Here is a 17,838-nt window from a genome sequence, read left to right as displayed (position 1 = left end):
GGCGTTGCAGGGCTACCATGGCCTCTTGCAGACGAGGACACCATGCAGCTGATCGATTCCATCCTGACCCAGTCCGCGGCCATCGCCGCCGTGCGCCGCGACATCCACGCCCATCCCGAACTCTGTTTTGAAGAGGTGCGCACCGCCGAGGTGGTCGCGGCCAAGCTGACCGAGTGGGGCATCCCGGTGCACCGGGGCATGGGCACCACCGGTGTGGTGGGCATCGTGCACGGGCGCGACGGCGGGGCCTGCGGCCGCGCCATCGGCCTGCGCGCCGACATGGACGCGCTGCCCATGCAGGAGCACAACCAGTTCCCCCACGCGAGCCAGCACGCGGGCAAGATGCACGCCTGCGGCCACGACGGCCACACCGCCATGCTGCTGGCGGCGGCCCAGCACTTCGCGCAGCACCGCCACTTCGACGGCACGGTCTATCTGATCTTCCAGCCTGCCGAGGAGGGAGGCGGTGGCGCGCGCGAGATGATCAAGGACGGTCTGTTCGAGCGGTTCCCGGTCGAGGCGGTGTTCGGCATGCACAACTGGCCCGGCATGCCGGTGGGCAGTTTCGCCGCCAGCGCCGGACCGGTGATGGCCTCGAGCAACGAGTTCCACATCACCATCCGCGGCAAGGGCTCGCATGCCGCTCTGCCGCACAACGGCATCGACCCGGTGCCTGTGGCCTGCCAGATGGTGCAGGCCTTTCAGACCATCATCACGCGCAACAAGAAGCCGGTCGATGCCGGCGTGATCAGCGTGACCATGATCCACACCGGCGAAGCCACCAACGTGGTGCCCGACAGCTGCGAGATCCAGGGCACGGTGCGCACCTTCACCTACGAGGTGCTGGACCTGATCGAGCGGCGCATGCAGGAGATCGCCGAACACACCTGCGCCGCCTTTGGGGCCACTTGTGAGTTCCGGTTCCACCGCAACTACCCGCCAACGGTCAACCACGCGGCCGAGACCGCGTTCGTGCGCGAGGTGCTGACGGGCATCGTCGGTTCCGAGCAGGTGCTGGTGCAGGAGCCGACCATGGGGGCGGAAGACTTTGCCTACATGCTGCAGGCCCGGCCGGGCTGCTACCTCTTCATCGCCAACGGCGAGGGCGCGCACCGCGAAATCGGCCACGGGGGTGGCCCCTGCACGCTGCACAACCCGAGCTACGACTTCAATGACGACCTGATTCCGCTGGGCGCCACGTTCTGGGTGCGCCTGGCCGAGCAGTGGCTGTCGCAGCCGCGCAGGGACGCGGCATGATCAATCCGCAGTCCGCCTTCGCGCCGACCTACGCCCGGTCGCGCGTGCAGTTCCTGGAAGGCGCGGCCGCAGCGGGCATGGCCATCAGCAGCCACAACCACCCGCTGCCCGGGCGCGAACAGGAGACCCTGGCCATGGACGTGGCCCTGGACGGCCCGCCGGACGCCGAGCGCCTGCTGATCGTCAGCAGCGGCTGCCATGGCATCGAGGGCTTCTGCGGATCGGGCATCCAGGTGTTTGCGGCCCACGATGCCGACTGGCGGGCCCATGCCCGCGATGCCGGTGTGGCGGTGCTGTACATCCATGCGCTCAATCCCCATGGCTTCTCGCACCTGCGCCGGGTGACGGAAGACAACGTCGATCTCAACCGCAATTTCCAGGATTTCTCGCGCCCGCTGCCCGAAAACCCGGCCTACGACGAGTTGCATCCGTTCCTGCTGCCGGCGGTCTGGCCGCCGGCAGCCGAGAACGAGGCGGTCATCGCACGCTTCATCGGACGCAAGGGCCTGGGCGCGTACCAGAGCGCGGTCTCGCAGGGGCAGCACAGCCACCCCGACGGCCTGTTCTTCGGTGGCACCGAACCGACCTGGAGCCAGCGCACGCTGCGCGGGGTACTGCGCGAACACGGGCGCCGTGCCCATCACATCGCCTGGATCGACCTGCACACCGGGCTGGGCCCCAGCGGCCTGGGCGAGCGTATCTTCGCCTGCCGCGACGACGACGCGGCCCTGCAGCGCGCCCGGGCCTGGTGGGGCGGCGACGGCCAGACGCCGGTGACCTCGATCTACGACGGCAGTTCCGCCTCGGCGCGACTGACCGGGCTGATGTGGAGCGCGGTCTACGAGGAATGCCCGCAGGCCCGGTACACCGGGATCGCTCTGGAGTACGGCACCCTGCCGCTGCTGGACGTGCTCAATGCCCTGCGCGGCGACCATTGGATGCGGCTGCATCCGGACGCCCCGGCCGGCCTGCGGACCGTGATCCAGAAACGGATGCGGGATGCGTTCTATGTCGACTCCGACGACTGGCGCGCACAGGTGGTGTCACAGGCTCGCCAGGCCCTGTTCCAGGCCGTGGACGGACTGCGCCGCAGCCCGTTGCCTTAGCCCCGCGCCGGTCAGGGTGCCGTGTGGTAGGCGCCCGTGAGCTGCAGCAGGTGCTGGCGCTGGCCCGCTTCGAGGTAGGGCGCCAGCACATTGAGCACGTGTTGGGCCCCGCGCAGCAGCGCGGCCTGTGCGTTGTCCGGCTCCAGCGCATGGCGTGGGTCGCGCACGTATTCGAAGCTCAGCCAGTAGGTCAGCAGCACCACCATGCAGTTGGCGGTGGGTTCGAGTTCCCGTGCGTCGAGGTCGATGGCGCCGGCGCGCGACATGCTGCCGAGCAGGCTGCGCACCGAACGGATCTTGTTTTTGAGTACCGCCTGGAAGCGCGTTTCCAGCAGCCGGTTCTTGGACAGCAGGTCGTTGAGGTCGCGGTACAGGAAGCGGTACTCCCAGACGATCTCGAACAGCGAATGCAGGAAGAACCAGGCGTCCTCGACGTTGCGCACCCCGTCGCTGGCCTGCAGCAGCTCGTTGAGCGCCTTCTCGTAGCGCTCGAACAGCGAGTTGATCAGTTCGTCCTTGGCGGGGTAGTGGTAGTACAGGTTGCCCGGGCTGATGCCCAGTTCGGAAGAGATCAGCGTGGTGGAGACGTTGGGCTCGCCAAAGCGGTTGAACAGCGCGAGGGTGACTTCCAGGATGCGTTCGGCCGTGCGCCGGGGGGCTTTTCGGGTCATGTCAGGCGCGCTGCGTCTGCAGCCGTTGTTCGAGGGTGTCCAGGGTACTGCGCAGGCGTTCCACCGCCGTGTCGCGCCGCACCGGTTCGGCGGGCAGCAGCCGCCGCAGCGGGTCACTCAGGGCGGCGGCGTCCAGGGTGATGCCGTGCCGCGCCAGCGTCGGCCCCAGGTGGCCGGCGCGGTCGCGCAGCAGCTGGCGGGTCTGCTGGAAGGCGTGTTCGGCCAGCTCGCGGCGCTGGCGGTAGCTGAAGGTGTTGGCGAAGAACAGCTCGGCGTCGCGCTGGTCGGGTTCGATCAGCACGATGTCGGTGCCTGGGTAGGCCCGCTCGTAATGCTTGAAACCCAGCGCCAGGCGGGAGTGGATCATCGAGCGGAAGGTCTGGCTCATGACCGCCGGCAGCCCGCCCTCGACCAGCGAGGGAATGTGTTCGCTGCCGGCGCCGGCGTGGAACGGCACCAACGGGTTCAGGCACAGCAGCAGGTCCACCCCCTCATCCAGCGCGACCGTGGCGTGCACGGTTTTCTTGAGCGCGCCGTCCACATAGTGTCGACCGTCGATGACCACCGGCGGGAACAGGCCGGGCAGGGCGGCGCTGGCCTGGATGGCGCGCGAGATGGGCACATGGTCCCAGCCCGGGCGACCAAAAGGTGTGGCCTCGCCGGTGTCCAGCTCGGTGGCCACCAGGGTCAGGCGGGCGCGCAGCCGGCGGAAATCGTTGCTGCGGCCGGGCTTGTTGAACAGGCGTTGGATCTGTTCGTGGATGTCCTCGTTGTCGAGCACGCCGGTGGGCAGCGCTGCGCCCATTCGCTCAAAGGCGTTGGTGAAGCGCTTGCCCTGGGCGGCCCAGGCCCACAGCGCGCCACCCATCAGGGCGGGCACGCGCTGCGCGCGTTCGATGAACTCACGCCAGGCCGGGCGCATCAGCCACGCAGGGTCGAAGTGGTCGTCGCCCAGCCGGTCCTCGATGAAGGACTCGCACAGCTGGCGCGGCGTGATGCCGTTGACCAGACCCGCGGCGATGAAACCGCCGGCCGACACGCCGATGTAGTGGTCGCAACCGTTGAAGTCCAGTCCGCGCAGGCAGTCTTCCAGGGCGCACAGTGCACCGATCTCGTAGATCGCACCCAGCGGACCGCCGCCGGCGAAGGCCAGCGCGATGCGGGAAGCCGGGCGGGAACGCCGTGTCGAACGGGGGCGGGGAGGCGTCATGCGGTCGAGTGTAGACCGCCACAGTGGCGGTGGGTGTTGCGTTGCAGCAGTCCGGGCGGACGAAAAAAAGGGGCGCCTGGCGCCCCTGTGTGCTCAGCCGTGCGTCACACGGTCGCAGCGTTCATGCGGCCTTCCTGGCGCGCGCCGGGGCCTTGCGGGCGGGCTTGGCTCCGGCCTCTTTCGGGGCGGCCTTGGCCGCGGACTTCGGCGCTGCAGCCTTGCGCGGTGCAGCGGCCTTCACAGTCTTGCCACTGTCGCCGGCCACCGCGGCGCTGAGGGCGTCGATGCGCTCGATCAGCGCCTCGATGTCGCGGGCCGAGGGCACACCCAGCTTGTTCAGCGCCTTGGCCACGCGGTCCTCGAAGATGTTCTCGAGCTTGTCCCACTGGCCGGCGGCCTTGCTGCCGATGTCGCTGGCCATGTTGGTCATGCGCTGCGTGGCTTCGTTGATCCGTTCTTCGGCCACGGCCTGCGTCTTGCGCTGCATCGACAGGCCTTCCTTGACCAGGGTCTCGAAGGCCTTGCCGCCTTCGGCCTGTGCCTTGGAAAAGGCACCCAAACCGGCCAGCCAGATCTGCTGGGCGGAATCCTTGATCGCGCCGGACAGCGGCGATGCGGAGGCGGTGGCACCGGTGCTGGCGGTGCCGGATTTGCGAGTCTTGGTGACCATGGAAGCTCCGTGAACGGGGTGGATCGGGACGGAGGCTTGGCGTGCCTCTCGGTGACGGCACTGTACGGCCGCCGTGCCGTGGCTGTGTAGGGGCCTGCGACTAAAAACAGGGGGTGTGCGCCACGGGTTTCTGCTGAACCGGTGGCCCTGGCCGGTGGTGAACAATGCACGGCTGTCCCCGATACACACCACCGCAGGAGTACATTGATGCACTATTTCGTCACCGGCGCCACCGGCTTCATCGGCAAACGCCTTGTCAAGAAACTGCTGGAGCGCAAGGGGGCGGTGGTGCACTTCCTGCTGCGCAGGGAAAGTGAAGGCAAGGTCGCGGAGCTGCGCGAGTTCTGGGGCGTGGGCGCGACCCGCGCCGTCCCGGTGTTCGGCGACCTGACGGCGAAGAAGCTGGGCGTGAGCGCGGAGGACATCAAGGCGCTCAAGGGCCAGATCGACCACTTCCACCACCTGGCCGCGGTGTACGACCTGGAGGCCGACGCCGAGAGCCAGATCGCCGTCAACGTGGACGGCACGCGCAACACCGTGGAGTTCGCCAAGGCCATCGGCGCCGGGCACTTCCACCATGTGTCGTCGATCGCCGCGGCCGGCCTCTACGAAGGCGTGTTCCGCGAGGACATGTTCGAGGAGGCGGAAGGGCTCGACCACCCGTACTTCATGACCAAGCACGAGAGCGAGAAGATCGTGCGCCAGGAATGCAAGATCCCCTGGACGGTGTACCGGCCCGCCGCGGTGGTGGGCGACAGCCGAACCGGCGAGATGGACAAGATCGACGGCCCTTACTACTTCTTCAAACTGATCCAGCGCATGCGCCAGATCCTGCCGCCCTGGATGCCCAGCGTGGGCCTGGAAGGGGGGCGCATCAACATCGTGCCGGTGGACTTCGTGGTCAACGCGCTGGACCACATCAGCCACCAGAAACGCGGCAGCGGGGGCTGCTTCCACCTGGTGGACCCGATGGGCTACCGCGTCGGCGACGTGCTGGACATCCTGAGCAAGGCGGCCCATGCGCCCAAGATGAACCTGTTCGTCAACGCGGCGCTGCTGGGCTTCATCCCCAAGAGCGTGAAGAAGGGCTTGATGGCGCTGGCGCCGGTGCGCCGTGTCTACCGCGCGGTGATGCAGGACCTCGGGCTGCCGGAGGACATGATGACCTTCGTCAACTACCCCACGCGCTTCGACTGCCGCGAGACCACGGCCGCGCTCAAGGGCAGCGGCATCGCCTGCCCCGACCTCAAGGACTACGCCTGGCGCCTGTGGGATTACTGGGAGCGCCACCTCGACCCCGACCTGCACATCGACCGCAGCCTGCGTGGCACGGTGGGCGGCAAGGTGGTGCTGGTGACCGGTGGCAGCTCGGGCATCGGCCTGGCGGCGGCCCACAAGTTCGCCGAGGCGGGCGCGGTCACCATCATCTGCGGGCGGGACCAGGACAAGCTCGACGAGGCCTGTGCAGAAGCACGGGCCAGGGGCTACCAGTTCGTCGCCTACCCGGCCGACATCGCCGACATGGCCGACTGCGACCGGTTTGTGCAGTTGCTGATCCAGAACCACGGCGGCGTCGACTTCCTCGTCAACAACGCCGGCCGCTCCATCCGCCGCGCCATCGAGAGCAGCTACGACCGTTTCCACGACTTCGAGCGCACCATGCAGCTGAACTACTTCGGCTGCCTGCGTGTGACCATGGGCCTGTTGCCCGGCATGGTGGCCAAGCGCAAGGGCCACATCGTCAACATCAGCTCCATCGGCGTGCTGACCAACGCACCGCGCTTCTCGGCCTACGTGGCCAGCAAGGCCGCGCTGGATGCATGGACGCGCTGCGCCAGCAGCGAGTTCGCGGACCAGGGCGTGAGCTTCACCACCATCAACATGCCGCTGGTGCGCACGCCCATGATCGCGCCGACGCAGATCTACAAGAACGTGCCGACGCTGTCGCCCGAAGAAGCGGCCGACATGATCGCGCAGGCCTGCATCTTCAAGCCGGTGCGCATCGCCACGCGCCTGGGTGTGACGGGGCAGGTCATGCACGCCTTCGTGCCCCGCATCGCGCAGATCGTGATGAACACCAGCTTCCGCATGTTCCCCGACTCGTCGGCCGCCAAGGGCGAGAAGGGTGCCAAGCCGCAGCTCTCGCCCGAAGCCATCGCCATGCAGCAGATGATGCGCGGAATTCATTTCTGACCGCCAGGTCCGGGCGGGTGGGGGCCTAGAATTTCGCAGTTCCAGCTTTCTCCTACTCATCCGCCATGACCAGCCCGAACCACACCCCCGTCGACCTGTCCCACGTCCAGCCGCGCGAGAAGGCCGAGCTGCTCGCCCAGGCCCTGCCGTACATCCGTAAGTACCACGGCAAGACCATGGTCATCAAGTACGGCGGCAACGCCATGACCGACCCCGCCCTGCAGCAGGACTTTGCCGAAGACGTGGTGCTGCTGAAGCTGGTGGGTATCAACCCGGTGGTGGTGCACGGCGGGGGGCCGCAGATCGAGACCCTGCTGCAGCGCCTGGGCAAGAAGGGTGAGTTCATCCAGGGCATGCGCGTGACCGATGCCGAGACCATGGAGGTGGTCGAGTGGGTGCTCGGCGGCGAGGTGCAGCAGGACATCGTGGGCCTGATCAACGCCGCTGGTGGCAAGGCCGTGGGCCTGACGGGGCGCGACGGTGCCATGATCCGCGCGCAGAAACTGCGACTGGCCGATACGCAGGACCCCAGCCGCGAACACGATGTGGGCCAGGTCGGCGACATCGTCAGCATCGACCCCTCGGTGGTGAAGGCGCTGCAGGACGACCAGTTCATTCCCGTGGTCAGCCCGATCGGCTTCGGCGAGAAGAACGAGAGCTACAACATCAACGCCGACGTGGTGGCGGCCAAGCTGGCGACCGTGCTGCAGGCCGAGAAGCTGCTGATGCTGACCAACATCCGCGGCGTGCTGGACAAGGCCGGCAACCTGATGACCGAGCTGACGCCGCGCCGCATCGACGAGCTGTGCGAGGACGGCACCATCAGCGGCGGCATGATCCCCAAAATCGCCGGCGCGCTCGATGCCGCCAAGAGCGGCGTGAACGCGGTGCACATCATCGACGGCCGTGTGCCGCACGCCCTGTTGCTCGAAGTGCTGGGCGACCAGCCCTTCGGCACCATGATCAAAAGCCACTGACCATGAGACTGCTGCTGGTCGAAGACGACGTGATGGTCGCCAGCGGCATCAAGCTGGGGCTGAGCAATGCCGGCTACACGGTGGATTGGGTGGGCAGCGCCGAGCGTGCCGAACAGGCGCTCGACAAGGACAGCTTCGACTTGGCCATCGTCGACATCGGCCTGCCCGGCATCAACGGCCTGGAGCTGACGCAGCGCCTGCGCGCGCGGGGTCTGGCGATACCGGTGCTGATCCTCACCGCGCGCGACGCACTGCACGACCGGGTGCAGGGCCTGGACCTCGGCGCCGACGACTACATGCTCAAGCCCTTCGAGCTGCCCGAACTGCTGGCGCGCCTGCGGGCGCTGCTGCGGCGCTCGCAGGCCGCGACCACGGCCGTGCTCAGTCTGGGGCCGCTGGAGATGGACACGGCGCAGCGCCGTGTCTGCCTGGCCGGACAGGCCATGGAACTGGGGCCACGCGAATGGACGGTGCTGGAGTACCTGCTGCTGCAGGCGCCCAAGCCGGCGGCCAAGGACAAGCTGCTGGCGGCCCTCACCGGCTGGGACAAGGAAATCACACCCAACGCCATCGAGGTGTACGTCTCGCGTTTGCGCGCCAAGCTGGAGCCGGCCGGAGTGGCGCTGCGCTCGATCCGCGGCTTCGGCTACCGGCTCGAACTGCTGCCGCCCGCCTCCCATGCGCGTGAGCCCTGAAGGCCCGTCGTCCGACGGCCTGATCTGGGGGCTGCAGCGGCGCCTGCTGGTTTTGCTGTTCCTGCCGCTCGGCCTGGTCGGGCTGGCCAGCGTCTATTTCCACTACCAGAGCGCGGGCACCGCGGCCCTGCAGCAGGACCAGCAGCTGCTGAGGCTGGTGCCGATGCTGGCCGACTCGGTGGTGGTCACCCAGCCCAGGGATGCCCCCCGGCCCATCGACATCGACGCCGATCCGGGGCTGGCCCTCCTGCTGGCGCCGCCCGTGGACGAGTTCCTCAAGGAGCGCGAGGGTTACGCCGCCTACGGCGTGATGGATGCCAACGGGCGTCTGCTGGTGGGCGACCGCTGGCTGCCGACGGTGCTGCCCACCACCGACGACGCCGAGTTCCTCAGCGTGGTCGACGGCGGCATCACCTACCGGGTGGTGGCGCAGCGCAGCCCGACGGCGGCCGGTGAACTCATCATCATGCTGGCCGATGGCTCCGATGGTCGCCAGCAGTGGCTGGACACGGTGCTGCTGCGCGTGGTGCTGCCCAACCTGCTGCTCATGCTGGTGGCGGCGGTGGCGGTGACCTGGGCGGTGTCGCGCGCCTTGCGCCCGCTGATCGATCTCAAGGAGGCGGTCGAACGCCGCTCGCCGCGGGACCTCAGTCCCATCGACGCCGAGAGCGCCCCGGCCGAGGTGCGGCCGCTGGTGTCCTCGCTCAACCGCCTGTTCTCGCTGGTGAACGACCAGACGCAGGCACAGCGGCGCTTCGTGGCCGATGCTGCGCACCAGCTGCGCACGCCGCTCGCAGGCCTGCAGGCCCAGGTCGAGGCGTGGTCACAGGCGGCCCGTTCGATGGGCGGCGCAGAGACGCTCAGCCTGCGGGTCGAGCAGGTGCACCGCCTGCGCGACGCGACGCGGCGCACCTCGCAGCTGGCCAACCAGCTGCTGGCGCTGTCGCGCGCCGACAGCGTGAGCGCCGGCACCCACCCCCAGGAGCAGGTGGATTTGCAGGAGCTGTGCGAGAACATCCTGGCGCTCTATCTCGACGCAGCGGCCGACAAGCAGATGGACCTGGGACTGGAGGCCGAGCCGGCCCAGACCCGTGGCCACACCTGGCTGCTGCGCGAGCTGCTGATCAACATCGTGGACAACGCGGTCAAGTACACCCCGCCGGGTGGGCGCATCACGCTGCGCTGTGGTCAGGACCTGGCCGTGGAACCGCCGCAGGCGTGGATCGAGGTCGAGGACGATGGCCCCGGCATCGCGGAAGACGAACGGCGGCGGGTGCTGGAGCGCTTCTACCGCCTGCCCGGAACCCAGGCCGACGGCAGCGGGCTGGGGCTGGCCATTGCCGACGAAATCGCCCGCTCCCATCGCACCCAGCTGCAGTTGCTGACCGGTGGGAATGGGCGCGGGTTGCGCGTGCGCGTGGTGTTCGTGGCGGTCCGGTCCGGCGGCAGGCCTGTGCGAGAATCATTGGAGGGATGACACACCACGGGCCGGACACCTCGCCGGCCCGTCTGCTGAACACCAACGGACCCGAACCACCCATGAGCTCCAGCGCTTCCTCGTCCACGGCCGCCGCCTCTCCAGAAGCCGCCAACGAAGGCAACGAAAGCGCCGAGGCCGGTGGTCGCAAGCGGCCCAGGCCGGGTGAGCGCCGGGTCCAGATCCTGCAGGCACTGGCCACCATGCTGGAGCAGCCGGGTGCGGAGCGCGTGACGACCGCGGCGCTGGCCGCGCGGCTGGAGGTCAGCGAAGCCGCCCTCTACCGCCATTTCGCCAGCAAGGCCCAGATGTTCGAAGGCCTGATCGAGTTCATCGAACAGTCCGTGTTCGGGCTGGTCAACCAGCTGAGCGAGCGCGAGCCCGACCCGGTCCTGCGCTCGCGCAAGCTGGTCACTCTGCTGCTCCAGTTCGGCGAGAAGAACCCCGGCATGGCGCGCGTCATGGTGGGCGACGCGCTGGTGTACGAGAACGAGCGCCTGCAACAGCGCATGAACCTGTTCTTCGACAAGATCGAGTCGGCGCTGCGCCAGAACCTGCGCGAGATCGCGGTGCTCTCGTCGGTGTCCACGCCCACCGTCGACGCCCAGGCCGACGCCTCGGTGATCACGGCCTTCTGCATGGGGCGGTTGCAGCGCTTTGCGCGCAGTGGCTTCAAGCGCTCCCCCGGCGAGAACCTCGAGCACGGCCTGCGCCTCCTGCTGCCCGACGGCCGCCTGTGAGCGGGTGGGCCCGGGTCTGCGGGTAAACCCGTAGACGGTGGCGCCGCGCGCCGCCCATTAGGGCGCAGCCCCTAGACAAAGTCTCCGCCCTGCGCCAATCGCTGCGCGTGGGGTCATTCTTTTGCGGTAAAAATAGCACGACCGTTCGATTTGTGAGCGGTCTGCTTTTTTCTACACCGCATGAGTGCCACCACTTCCTCCAAACGCCCACGCAGCGACGCCGCCCTGACAAGGTCGCTGCAAAAAGGTCAGCTGACCAAGGCCGCCATCGTCGATGCGGCGCTGGGGCTGGCCACGCAGATCGGACTCGAAGGCCTGTCCATCGGCGCGCTGGCCGAGGTCATGCAGATGAGCAAGTCGGGCGTGTTCGCGCACTTCGGCTCGCGCGAAGAGCTGCAGATCTCGGTGGTGCGCGAGTACCACCAGCGATTCGAGGAAGAGGTGTTCTACCCCGCCATGTCGGTGCCGCGCGGCCTGCCGCGTCTGCGTGCGCTGTTCGACAACTGGATGAAGCGCACTTCGGTCGAGATCGATTCGGGCTGCCTCTACATCAGCGGCGCGGTGGAGTTCGACGACCGGCCCGGGCCGGTGCGCGACGCGCTGGCCAGCTCGGTCAGCACCTGGCTGGCGGCGATGAAGCGCGCCATCGATATCGCCATCGAAGAGGGCCATCTGCGCGGCGACACCGACGCCGACCAGATGCGCTTCGAGATCCATTCCCTGATCCTCGCGCTGCACTACGAGGCCCGCTTCCTGCGCACGCCCGACTCCCTGCAGCGCGCGGTCACTGCCTTCGAGGGCATCGTGCAGCGCTACAGCGCGGACGAGGCCCCCGGCAGCACCCCTGCGCGCAAGGCCGCCCGCAAGCCGCGCGCCGCCTGACCCTCCCTTTCTTCACAAGCCATCCTCAGGAGTCTCCCCATGCCCGTCTACAACCCGCCCCTGCGCGACATGCAGTTTGTGATGCACGAGGTGCTGAACGTCAGCGCCGACTTCCAGTCCATGCCCCAGCACGCCGAGATGGACGCCGACACCATCAACGCCGTGCTCGAAGAAGCCGGCAAGTTCGCCTCGCAGGTGATCTTCCCGCTCAACATCAGCGGCGACACCGAGGGCTGCACGCTGGACAAGGTCACGCACGAAGTGAAGACGCCCGCCGGCTTCAAGGACGCCTACAAGACCTACACCGACGGCGGCTGGTCGGCGCTGTCGTGCGACCCCGAGTACGGCGGCCAGGGCCTGCCGCTGGTGGTCAACCAGTGCCTGTACGAGATGATGAACTCGGCCAACCAGGCCTGGACCATGTACCCCGGCCTGAGCCACGGCGCCTACGCCGCGCTGCACCAACACGGCACGCCTGAGCAGAAAGCGCTGTACCTGCCCAGGCTGGTCAGCGGCGAGTGGACCGGCACCATGTGCCTGACCGAGCCGCACTGCGGCACCGACCTGGGCCTGATGCGCACCAAGGCCGAACCGCAGGGCGACGGTACCTACAAGATCACCGGCAACAAAATCTTCATCAGCGCCGGTGAACACGACATGGCCGCCAACATCGTGCACCTGGTGCTGGCCCGCCTGCCCGACGCGCCCCCCGGCATCAAGGGCATCAGCCTGTTCGTGGTGCCGAAGTTCCTGGCCAGTGCCGACGGCACGCTGGGCGCGCGCAACGGCATCCACTGTGGTGGCCTGGAGCACAAGATGGGCATCCACGGCAACGCCACGGCGCAGATCGTCATCGACGGCGCCATCGGCACCTTGGTCGGCCAGCCGCACAAGGGCATGCAAGCCATGTTCGTGATGATGAACGCCGCCCGCCTGGGTGTGGGCAACCAGTCGCTGGGCCTGACCGAAGTGGCCTACCAGAACGCCCTGGCCTACGCCAAGGACCGCATCCAGATGCGCAGCCTGAGCGGTGCCAAGGCCAAGGACAAGCCCGCCGACCCGATCATCGTGCACCCCGACGTGCGCAAGATGCTGCTGACCGCCAAAGCCTACGCCGAAGGCGGCCGGGCGCTCGCCATGTACAGCTCGGTGCTGCTGGAGAAGGTGCACCACCACCCCGACGAGAAGGTGCGCAAGGACAGCGACGAGATGCTGTCGCTGCTGACGCCCATCGTCAAAGCCTTCCTGACCGACAACGGCTACCAGGCCGCCACCATGTGCCAGCAGGTCTTCGGCGGCCACGGCTACATCAAGGAATGGGGCATGGAGCAGTTCGTGCGCGACGCGCGCATCAACATGATCTACGAAGGCACCAACACCATCCAGTCGCTGGACCTGCTGGGCCGCAAGGTGCTGGGCAACAACGGCGCCACGCTCAAGAAGTTCGGCAAGCTGGTCGGTGCGCTGGTGCAGGAAGAGGGCGTCAACGAGAAGATGGCCGAGTTCATCAACCCGCTGGCCGTGCTGGGCGAGCAGATCACCAAGTTCACCATGGAGATCGGCTTCAAGGGCCTGCAGAACCCCGACGAGGTGGGCGCTGCTGCGGTGGACTACCTGCGCGTGGCCGGCCACCTGGTGTTCGGCTACTTCTGGGCCCGCATGGCGCAGGTGTCGCTGCAGAAGATCGCTGAAGGCAGCACCGATCCGTTCTACACCGCCAAGCTGCAGACCGCGCGCTTCTACTTCGCCAAGCTGTTCCCCGAGACGGCGATGCTGATGCGCACCGCGCGCGCCGGCAGCAAGGCGCTGATGGACACAGACGCGGCGCTGGCCTGACGGGTCTTTGCCCTCCCGCCCACAAAGACACCAGGAGACACCCGTGAGCAAGTGCACCGTTGCATTCGTTCTGTCCATGGCCTCGACCATGGCCATGGCCCAGATGACCCCGGAGGGCCTCTGGCGCAACATCGACGACAAGACGGGCGAGGCCAAGGCCGAGATCCGCATTGCGCCAGCGGCCTCGGGCGCGCTGCACGGCCGGATCGAAAAGGCGCTCACGCAAAGTGGTGAACCCAACTGCACGGCGTGCACCGACGACCGCAAGGACAAGCCCAAGGTGGGCATGGAAATCATCCGTGGTGCGAAGAAGTCGGCCTCTGACGCGGTGTGGGAAGGCGGAAAGATCCTCGACCCCGAAAACGGCAAGGAATACACCTTGAAGATGACCCCGCTGGATGGCGGCAAGCAGCTGCAGATCCGCGGCTACATCGGCCCCTTCTACCGGACCCAGATCTGGCAACGCGTGCAGTGACGCTTGCCCCACTCCTTCATGGAACCCCAATGAAACGATTCCAAGTGAAAAAAGTCGCCGTGCTCGGCGCGGGCGTGATGGGCGCGCAGATCGCGGCGCACCTGGTCAACGTCAAGGTGCCGGTGGTGCTGTTCGACCTGCCGGCCAAGGAGGGCGCCAAGAACGGCATCGTCACCCGCGCCATCGAGAACCTCAAGAAGCTCAAGCCCTCGCCGCTGGGTGTGGCCGCGGACGCCGACCTGATCGGCCAGGCCAACTACGAGGAGCACCTGGAACAGCTGCGCGGCTGCGACCTCATCATCGAGGCCATCGCCGAGCGCATGGACTGGAAGCTCGATCTCTACAAGAAGATCGCGCCCTTCGTCGCCGAACACGCCATCGTCGCGTCCAACACCTCGGGCCTGTCGATCACCCAGCTCAGCGAAGGCCTGCCCGAGGCGATCAAGCCGCGTTTCTGTGGCATCCACTTCTTCAACCCGCCGCGCTACATGACGCTGGTGGAGCTGATCAATACCCCGACCACCGAAGCGAAGATCCTCGACGATCTGGAAGCCTTCGTCACCAGCGGCCTGGGCAAGGGGGTGGTGCGCGCCAAGGACACGCCCAACTTCGTGGCCAACCGCATCGGCATTGCCGGCATGCTGGCGACGATGAAGGAGGTGGAGAACTTCGGCCTCACCTACGACGTGGTGGACGACCTCACCGGCAAGCGCCTGGGCCGCGCGTCCAGCGGCACCTTCCGCACCGCCGACGTGGTGGGCCTGGACACCATGGCCCACGTCATCAGGACGCTGCAGGACAACCTGAACGAGCAGACCGACCCGTTCTACGGCCGCTTCGGCACGCCGCCGGTGCTGGCCAAGCTGATCAAGCTCGGCAACCTGGGCCAGAAGGCCAAGGCCGGCTTCTTCAAGAAGGTCGGCCGAGACATCCTGCGCTTCGATCTGGAGAGCGAGGACTACGTGCCCGCCGGCGAAAAGGCCGACGAGGTCTACGGCCGCATGCTCAAGCGCCCGGCCGCCGAGCGCCTGAAGCTGCTGCGCAACAGCGAAGGGCCGCAGGGCCAGTTCCTCTGGGCCATCCTGCGCAACGGTTTCCACTACGCCGCCGTGCATCTGGCCTCGATCGCCGAGACCGCGCGCGACGTCGACCAGGCCATGCGCTGGGGCTTCGGCATGAAGCAGGGCCCGTTCGAGCTGTGGCAGGAAGCCGGCTGGCTGGAGGTGGCGAAGATGGTCCAGGAGGACATCGACGCCGGCAAGGCGCTGAGCAAAGCCCCGCTGCCCGACTGGGTGTTCAAGGGTCCCGTCGCCGAGGCCGGCGGCGTGCACACCGCGCAAGGTTCCTGGAACCCGTCCAAGGGCGTGTTCGAGCCGCGCCGCAGCCTGCCGGTCTATGAGCGCCAGCACTTCCCCGAGCTGTTGCTGGGCGAAGCCGGACCGAAGTTCGAAACCGCCGGCACGACCATCGACGAGAACGACAGCCTGCGCACCTGGACGCTGGACGGCCAGGTGCTGATCGCCAGCATCAAGACGAAGATGCACGCCATCAGCCCCGAGGTCTGCGAAGGCCTGATGGCCGCCATCGACCTGGCCGAGGCCGAGTACCAGGGCCTGGTGATCTGGTCGGGCGACGAGCCTTTCAGCGCCGGCGCCGACCTGCAGGCCATGCTGCCGGCCTTTATGGCCGTGGGCGTGGCCGCCATCGAAGACGCCGAAGGCTTCATGCAGCAGATGATGCTGCGCCTGCGCTACGCCAGCGTGCCGGTGGTCAGCGCCGTGCGTGGCCTGGCGCTGGGCGGTGGCTGCGAGCTGGCGGTGCACAGCGCGCGCCGCGTGCTGCACATGGAAAGTTATGTCGGGTTGGTGGAGGTCGGTGTGGGCCTGGTGCCCGGTGCCGGTGGCCTGACCTACGTCGCCCGCCGCGCGGCCGAGAACGCCGAGACCTCGACCGGCAAGGACCTGCTGCCCTTCCTGACCGAAGGTTTCACCGCCGCGGCCATGGCCAAGGTCGGCACCAGCGCCATCGAGTCGAGGAAGCTCGGCTACGTGCTGCATTCCGACCTGATCGTGCCGCACAAGGACGAACTGCTGTTCGTCGCCATCAACGAGGCCAAGGCGATGTTCGCCGGTGGCTACCGCGCGCCGCACAAGCGCCTGTTCCCGGTCGCCGGCCGCGACGGCAAGGCCACCATCCTGGGCAGCCTGGTCAACATGCGCGACGGCGGCTTCATCAGCCAGCACGACTTCCACATCGCCAGCCTGATCGCGAACGTGGTCACCGGCGGCGACGTCGAGCCGGGCACGCTGGTGAGCGAGGAGTACCTGATGACGCTGGAGCGCCAGGCCTTCTGCTCGCTGATCGTTCACCCGAAAACGCAAGAGCGCATTCTGGGCATGCTGAACACCGGCAAGCCTGTCCGCAACTGAGGAAGCGACATGAGCAAACAGATCCAAGACGCCTACATCGTCGCCGCCACCCGCACGCCCATCGGCCGTTCGCACAAGGGTTCGTTCAAGCACCTGCGTCCGGACGACCTGCTGGCCCACGCACTGCGTGCCGCCATGGCCCAGGTGCCGAACCTGGATCCGAAGGCGGTGGAAGACGTGATCGCCGGCTGCGCGATTCCCGAAGCCCAGCAGGGCCTGAACGTGGCGCGCATCGGTGCCGTCCTGGCCGGTCTGCCCAACAGCGTGGGTGGCATCACCGTCAACCGCTTCTGCGCCTCGGGCCTGTCGGCCGTGGCCATGGCGGCCGACCGCATCCGCGTGGGCGAGGCCGACGTGATGATCGCCGCCGGCACCGAGAGCATGAGCATGGTGCCCATGATGGGCAACTCGCCCAGCCTCTCGCCCACCATCTTCCGCAACACCGACGACATCGAGAGCTACGGCATCGCCTACGGCATGGGCCTGACGGCCGAGAAGGTGGCGCAGCAATGGAAGGTGAGCCGCGACGCGCAGGACGCGTTTGCGGTGCAGTCGCACCAGCGCGCCGTGATCGCCATGAAGAACGGCGAGTTCACGGACGAGATCACGCCGGTGACGGTGCAGGAGCGCAGCGTGGACCTCGAATCGGCCGAAGTGTCGATCACCGAACGCACCGTGAGCCTGGACGAGGGCGCGCGTCCCGATACCTCGCTCGAAGGTCTGGCCAAGCTGCGCACCGTGTTCGCCGCGCGCGGCTCGGTGACCGCTGGCAACAGCTCGCAGACCAGCGACGGCGCGGGCGCGCTGATCCTGGTGAGCGAGGCTGCTCTCAAGCGCTACAACCTCACGCCGCTGGCCCGCTTCGTGAGCTACGCCAGCCGTGGCGTGCCGCCGCACCTCATGGGCATCGGCCCGGTCGAGGCGATCCCCGCCGCGCTGAAGAACGCCGGCCTCAAGCAGGACGACATCGACTGGTTCGAACTCAACGAAGCGTTTGCCGCGCAGTCGCTGGCGGTGGTGAACACCCTGGGCCTGGACCCGTCCAGGGTCAACCCCATGGGCGGCGCCATCGCGCTCGGCCACCCGCTGGGCGCGACCGGTGCCATTCGCTCGGCCACTGTGGTGCACGCGCTCAAGCGGCACAAACAGAAGTACGGCATGGTGACCATGTGCGTGGGCATGGGGCAGGGCGCGGCCGGCATCTTCGAGCGGGTGTGACG

The 17,838-nt window shown here is 67.7% G+C and carries 15 protein-coding genes; 12 read left to right on the top strand and 3 right to left on the bottom strand.

Annotated elements, in window-relative coordinates; translation table 11 throughout:
* Positions 1 to 42 precede the first annotated feature (42 nt).
* Positions 43 to 1,257 carry a M20 aminoacylase family protein gene (locus RCO38_RS12210; protein WP_308328585.1) on the top strand — a complete coding sequence of 405 codons (1,215 nt, stop codon included), beginning with the start codon at positions 43 to 45 and terminating at the stop codon, positions 1,255 to 1,257.
* On the top strand, positions 1,254 to 2,363 hold the full coding sequence (locus RCO38_RS12205; protein ID WP_308328584.1) for a M14 family metallopeptidase: 1,110 nt from the start codon (positions 1,254 to 1,256) through the stop codon (positions 2,361 to 2,363). The genes RCO38_RS12210 and RCO38_RS12205 overlap by 4 nt, the downstream gene beginning before the upstream one ends.
* An 11-nt stretch (positions 2,364 to 2,374) precedes the next feature.
* Here RCO38_RS12205 and RCO38_RS12200 read toward each other — a convergent pair whose 3' ends face one another.
* The 3 genes from RCO38_RS12200 to RCO38_RS12190 form a co-directional block, all read right to left on the bottom strand.
* Positions 2,375 to 3,034, bottom strand: coding sequence for a TetR/AcrR family transcriptional regulator (locus tag RCO38_RS12200; protein ID WP_308328583.1), 660 nt, complete (start codon positions 3,032 to 3,034; stop codon positions 2,375 to 2,377).
* 1 nt (position 3,035) lies between these two features.
* Positions 3,036 to 4,244, bottom strand: a complete 1,209-nt coding sequence (locus RCO38_RS12195; RefSeq protein WP_308328582.1) for a patatin-like phospholipase family protein — start codon at positions 4,242 to 4,244, stop codon at positions 3,036 to 3,038.
* A 121-nt stretch (positions 4,245 to 4,365) separates the two neighbouring features.
* Entirely contained in the window at positions 4,366 to 4,914 is a 549-nt protein-coding gene (locus RCO38_RS12190) for a phasin family protein (RefSeq protein WP_308328581.1), read from the bottom strand.
* A 207-nt stretch (positions 4,915 to 5,121) separates the two neighbouring features.
* On the opposite strand from RCO38_RS12190, the gene RCO38_RS12185 reads away from it, so the two are divergent.
* The 10 genes from RCO38_RS12185 (at position 5,122) to RCO38_RS12140 (ending at position 17,836) form a co-directional block, all read left to right on the top strand.
* Positions 5,122 to 7,107, top strand: coding sequence for an SDR family oxidoreductase (locus RCO38_RS12185; RefSeq protein WP_308328580.1), 1,986 nt, complete (start codon positions 5,122 to 5,124; stop codon positions 7,105 to 7,107).
* 65 nt (positions 7,108 to 7,172) lie between these two features.
* Positions 7,173 to 8,084, top strand: a complete 912-nt coding sequence (gene argB / locus RCO38_RS12180) for an acetylglutamate kinase (protein ID WP_308328579.1) — start codon at positions 7,173 to 7,175, stop codon at positions 8,082 to 8,084.
* Positions 8,085 to 8,086: 2 nt separating this feature from the next.
* The gene (locus tag RCO38_RS12175; protein ID WP_308328578.1) at positions 8,087 to 8,779 is read left to right on the top strand and encodes a response regulator transcription factor; all 693 of its coding nucleotides are present in this window, start codon (positions 8,087 to 8,089) and stop codon (positions 8,777 to 8,779) included.
* Positions 8,763 to 10,256: an ATP-binding protein gene (locus tag RCO38_RS12170; RefSeq protein WP_308328577.1), complete on the top strand. Its 1,494-nt coding sequence runs from the start codon at positions 8,763 to 8,765 to the stop codon at positions 10,254 to 10,256. The genes RCO38_RS12175 and RCO38_RS12170 overlap by 17 nt, the downstream gene beginning before the upstream one ends.
* A 62-nt stretch (positions 10,257 to 10,318) precedes the next feature.
* Positions 10,319 to 10,996, top strand: coding sequence for a nucleoid occlusion factor SlmA (gene slmA / locus RCO38_RS12165; RefSeq protein ID WP_308328576.1), 678 nt, complete (start codon positions 10,319 to 10,321; stop codon positions 10,994 to 10,996).
* 180 nt (positions 10,997 to 11,176) lie between these two features.
* Entirely contained in the window at positions 11,177 to 11,878 is a 702-nt protein-coding gene (locus RCO38_RS12160; protein ID WP_308328575.1) for a TetR/AcrR family transcriptional regulator, read from the top strand.
* A gap of 39 nt (positions 11,879 to 11,917) precedes the next feature.
* Positions 11,918 to 13,714, top strand: a complete 1,797-nt coding sequence (locus RCO38_RS12155; RefSeq protein ID WP_308328574.1) for an acyl-CoA dehydrogenase C-terminal domain-containing protein — start codon at positions 11,918 to 11,920, stop codon at positions 13,712 to 13,714.
* Between the two features lie 43 nt (positions 13,715 to 13,757).
* Positions 13,758 to 14,189 carry a DUF2147 domain-containing protein gene (locus tag RCO38_RS12150; RefSeq protein WP_374694538.1) on the top strand — a complete coding sequence of 144 codons (432 nt, stop codon included), beginning with the start codon at positions 13,758 to 13,760 and terminating at the stop codon, positions 14,187 to 14,189.
* Between the two features lie 29 nt (positions 14,190 to 14,218).
* Positions 14,219 to 16,618, top strand: a complete 2,400-nt coding sequence (locus RCO38_RS12145) for a 3-hydroxyacyl-CoA dehydrogenase/enoyl-CoA hydratase family protein (RefSeq protein ID WP_308328573.1) — start codon at positions 14,219 to 14,221, stop codon at positions 16,616 to 16,618.
* A gap of 9 nt (positions 16,619 to 16,627) precedes the next feature.
* On the top strand, positions 16,628 to 17,836 hold the full coding sequence (locus RCO38_RS12140) for an acetyl-CoA C-acyltransferase (RefSeq protein WP_308328572.1): 1,209 nt from the start codon (positions 16,628 to 16,630) through the stop codon (positions 17,834 to 17,836).
* Positions 17,837 to 17,838: the final 2 nt, after the last annotated feature.

The sequence above is a fragment of the Hydrogenophaga pseudoflava genome (assembly GCF_031020795.1).
GTDB lineage: Bacteria > Pseudomonadota > Gammaproteobacteria > Burkholderiales > Burkholderiaceae_C > Hydrogenophaga > Hydrogenophaga pseudoflava_A.
The sequence above is the reverse complement of the archived record's forward strand: the minus strand, read 5'-3'. Positions and strand labels throughout refer to the sequence as shown.

Coding starts and splice junctions, on each gene's coding strand:
- RCO38_RS12160 (WP_308328575.1), top strand. CDS start 11,177: ATGAGTGCCACCACTTCCTCCAAACGCCCACGCAGCGACGCCGCCCTG.
- slmA (WP_308328576.1), top strand. CDS start 10,319: ATGAGCTCCAGCGCTTCCTCGTCCACGGCCGCCGCCTCTCCAGAAGCC.
- RCO38_RS12205 (WP_308328584.1), top strand. CDS start 1,254: ATGATCAATCCGCAGTCCGCCTTCGCGCCGACCTACGCCCGGTCGCGC.
- RCO38_RS12185 (WP_308328580.1), top strand. CDS start 5,122: ATGCACTATTTCGTCACCGGCGCCACCGGCTTCATCGGCAAACGCCTT.
- RCO38_RS12145 (WP_308328573.1), top strand. CDS start 14,219: ATGAAACGATTCCAAGTGAAAAAAGTCGCCGTGCTCGGCGCGGGCGTG.
- RCO38_RS12140 (WP_308328572.1), top strand. CDS start 16,628: ATGAGCAAACAGATCCAAGACGCCTACATCGTCGCCGCCACCCGCACG.
- RCO38_RS12175 (WP_308328578.1), top strand. CDS start 8,087: ATGAGACTGCTGCTGGTCGAAGACGACGTGATGGTCGCCAGCGGCATC.
- RCO38_RS12190 (WP_308328581.1), bottom strand. CDS start 4,914: ATGGTCACCAAGACTCGCAAATCCGGCACCGCCAGCACCGGTGCCACC.
- argB (WP_308328579.1), top strand. CDS start 7,173: ATGACCAGCCCGAACCACACCCCCGTCGACCTGTCCCACGTCCAGCCG.
- RCO38_RS12170 (WP_308328577.1), top strand. CDS start 8,763: ATGCGCGTGAGCCCTGAAGGCCCGTCGTCCGACGGCCTGATCTGGGGG.
- RCO38_RS12195 (WP_308328582.1), bottom strand. CDS start 4,244: ATGACGCCTCCCCGCCCCCGTTCGACACGGCGTTCCCGCCCGGCTTCC.
- RCO38_RS12200 (WP_308328583.1), bottom strand. CDS start 3,034: ATGACCCGAAAAGCCCCCCGGCGCACGGCCGAACGCATCCTGGAAGTC.
- RCO38_RS12155 (WP_308328574.1), top strand. CDS start 11,918: ATGCCCGTCTACAACCCGCCCCTGCGCGACATGCAGTTTGTGATGCAC.
- RCO38_RS12210 (WP_308328585.1), top strand. CDS start 43: ATGCAGCTGATCGATTCCATCCTGACCCAGTCCGCGGCCATCGCCGCC.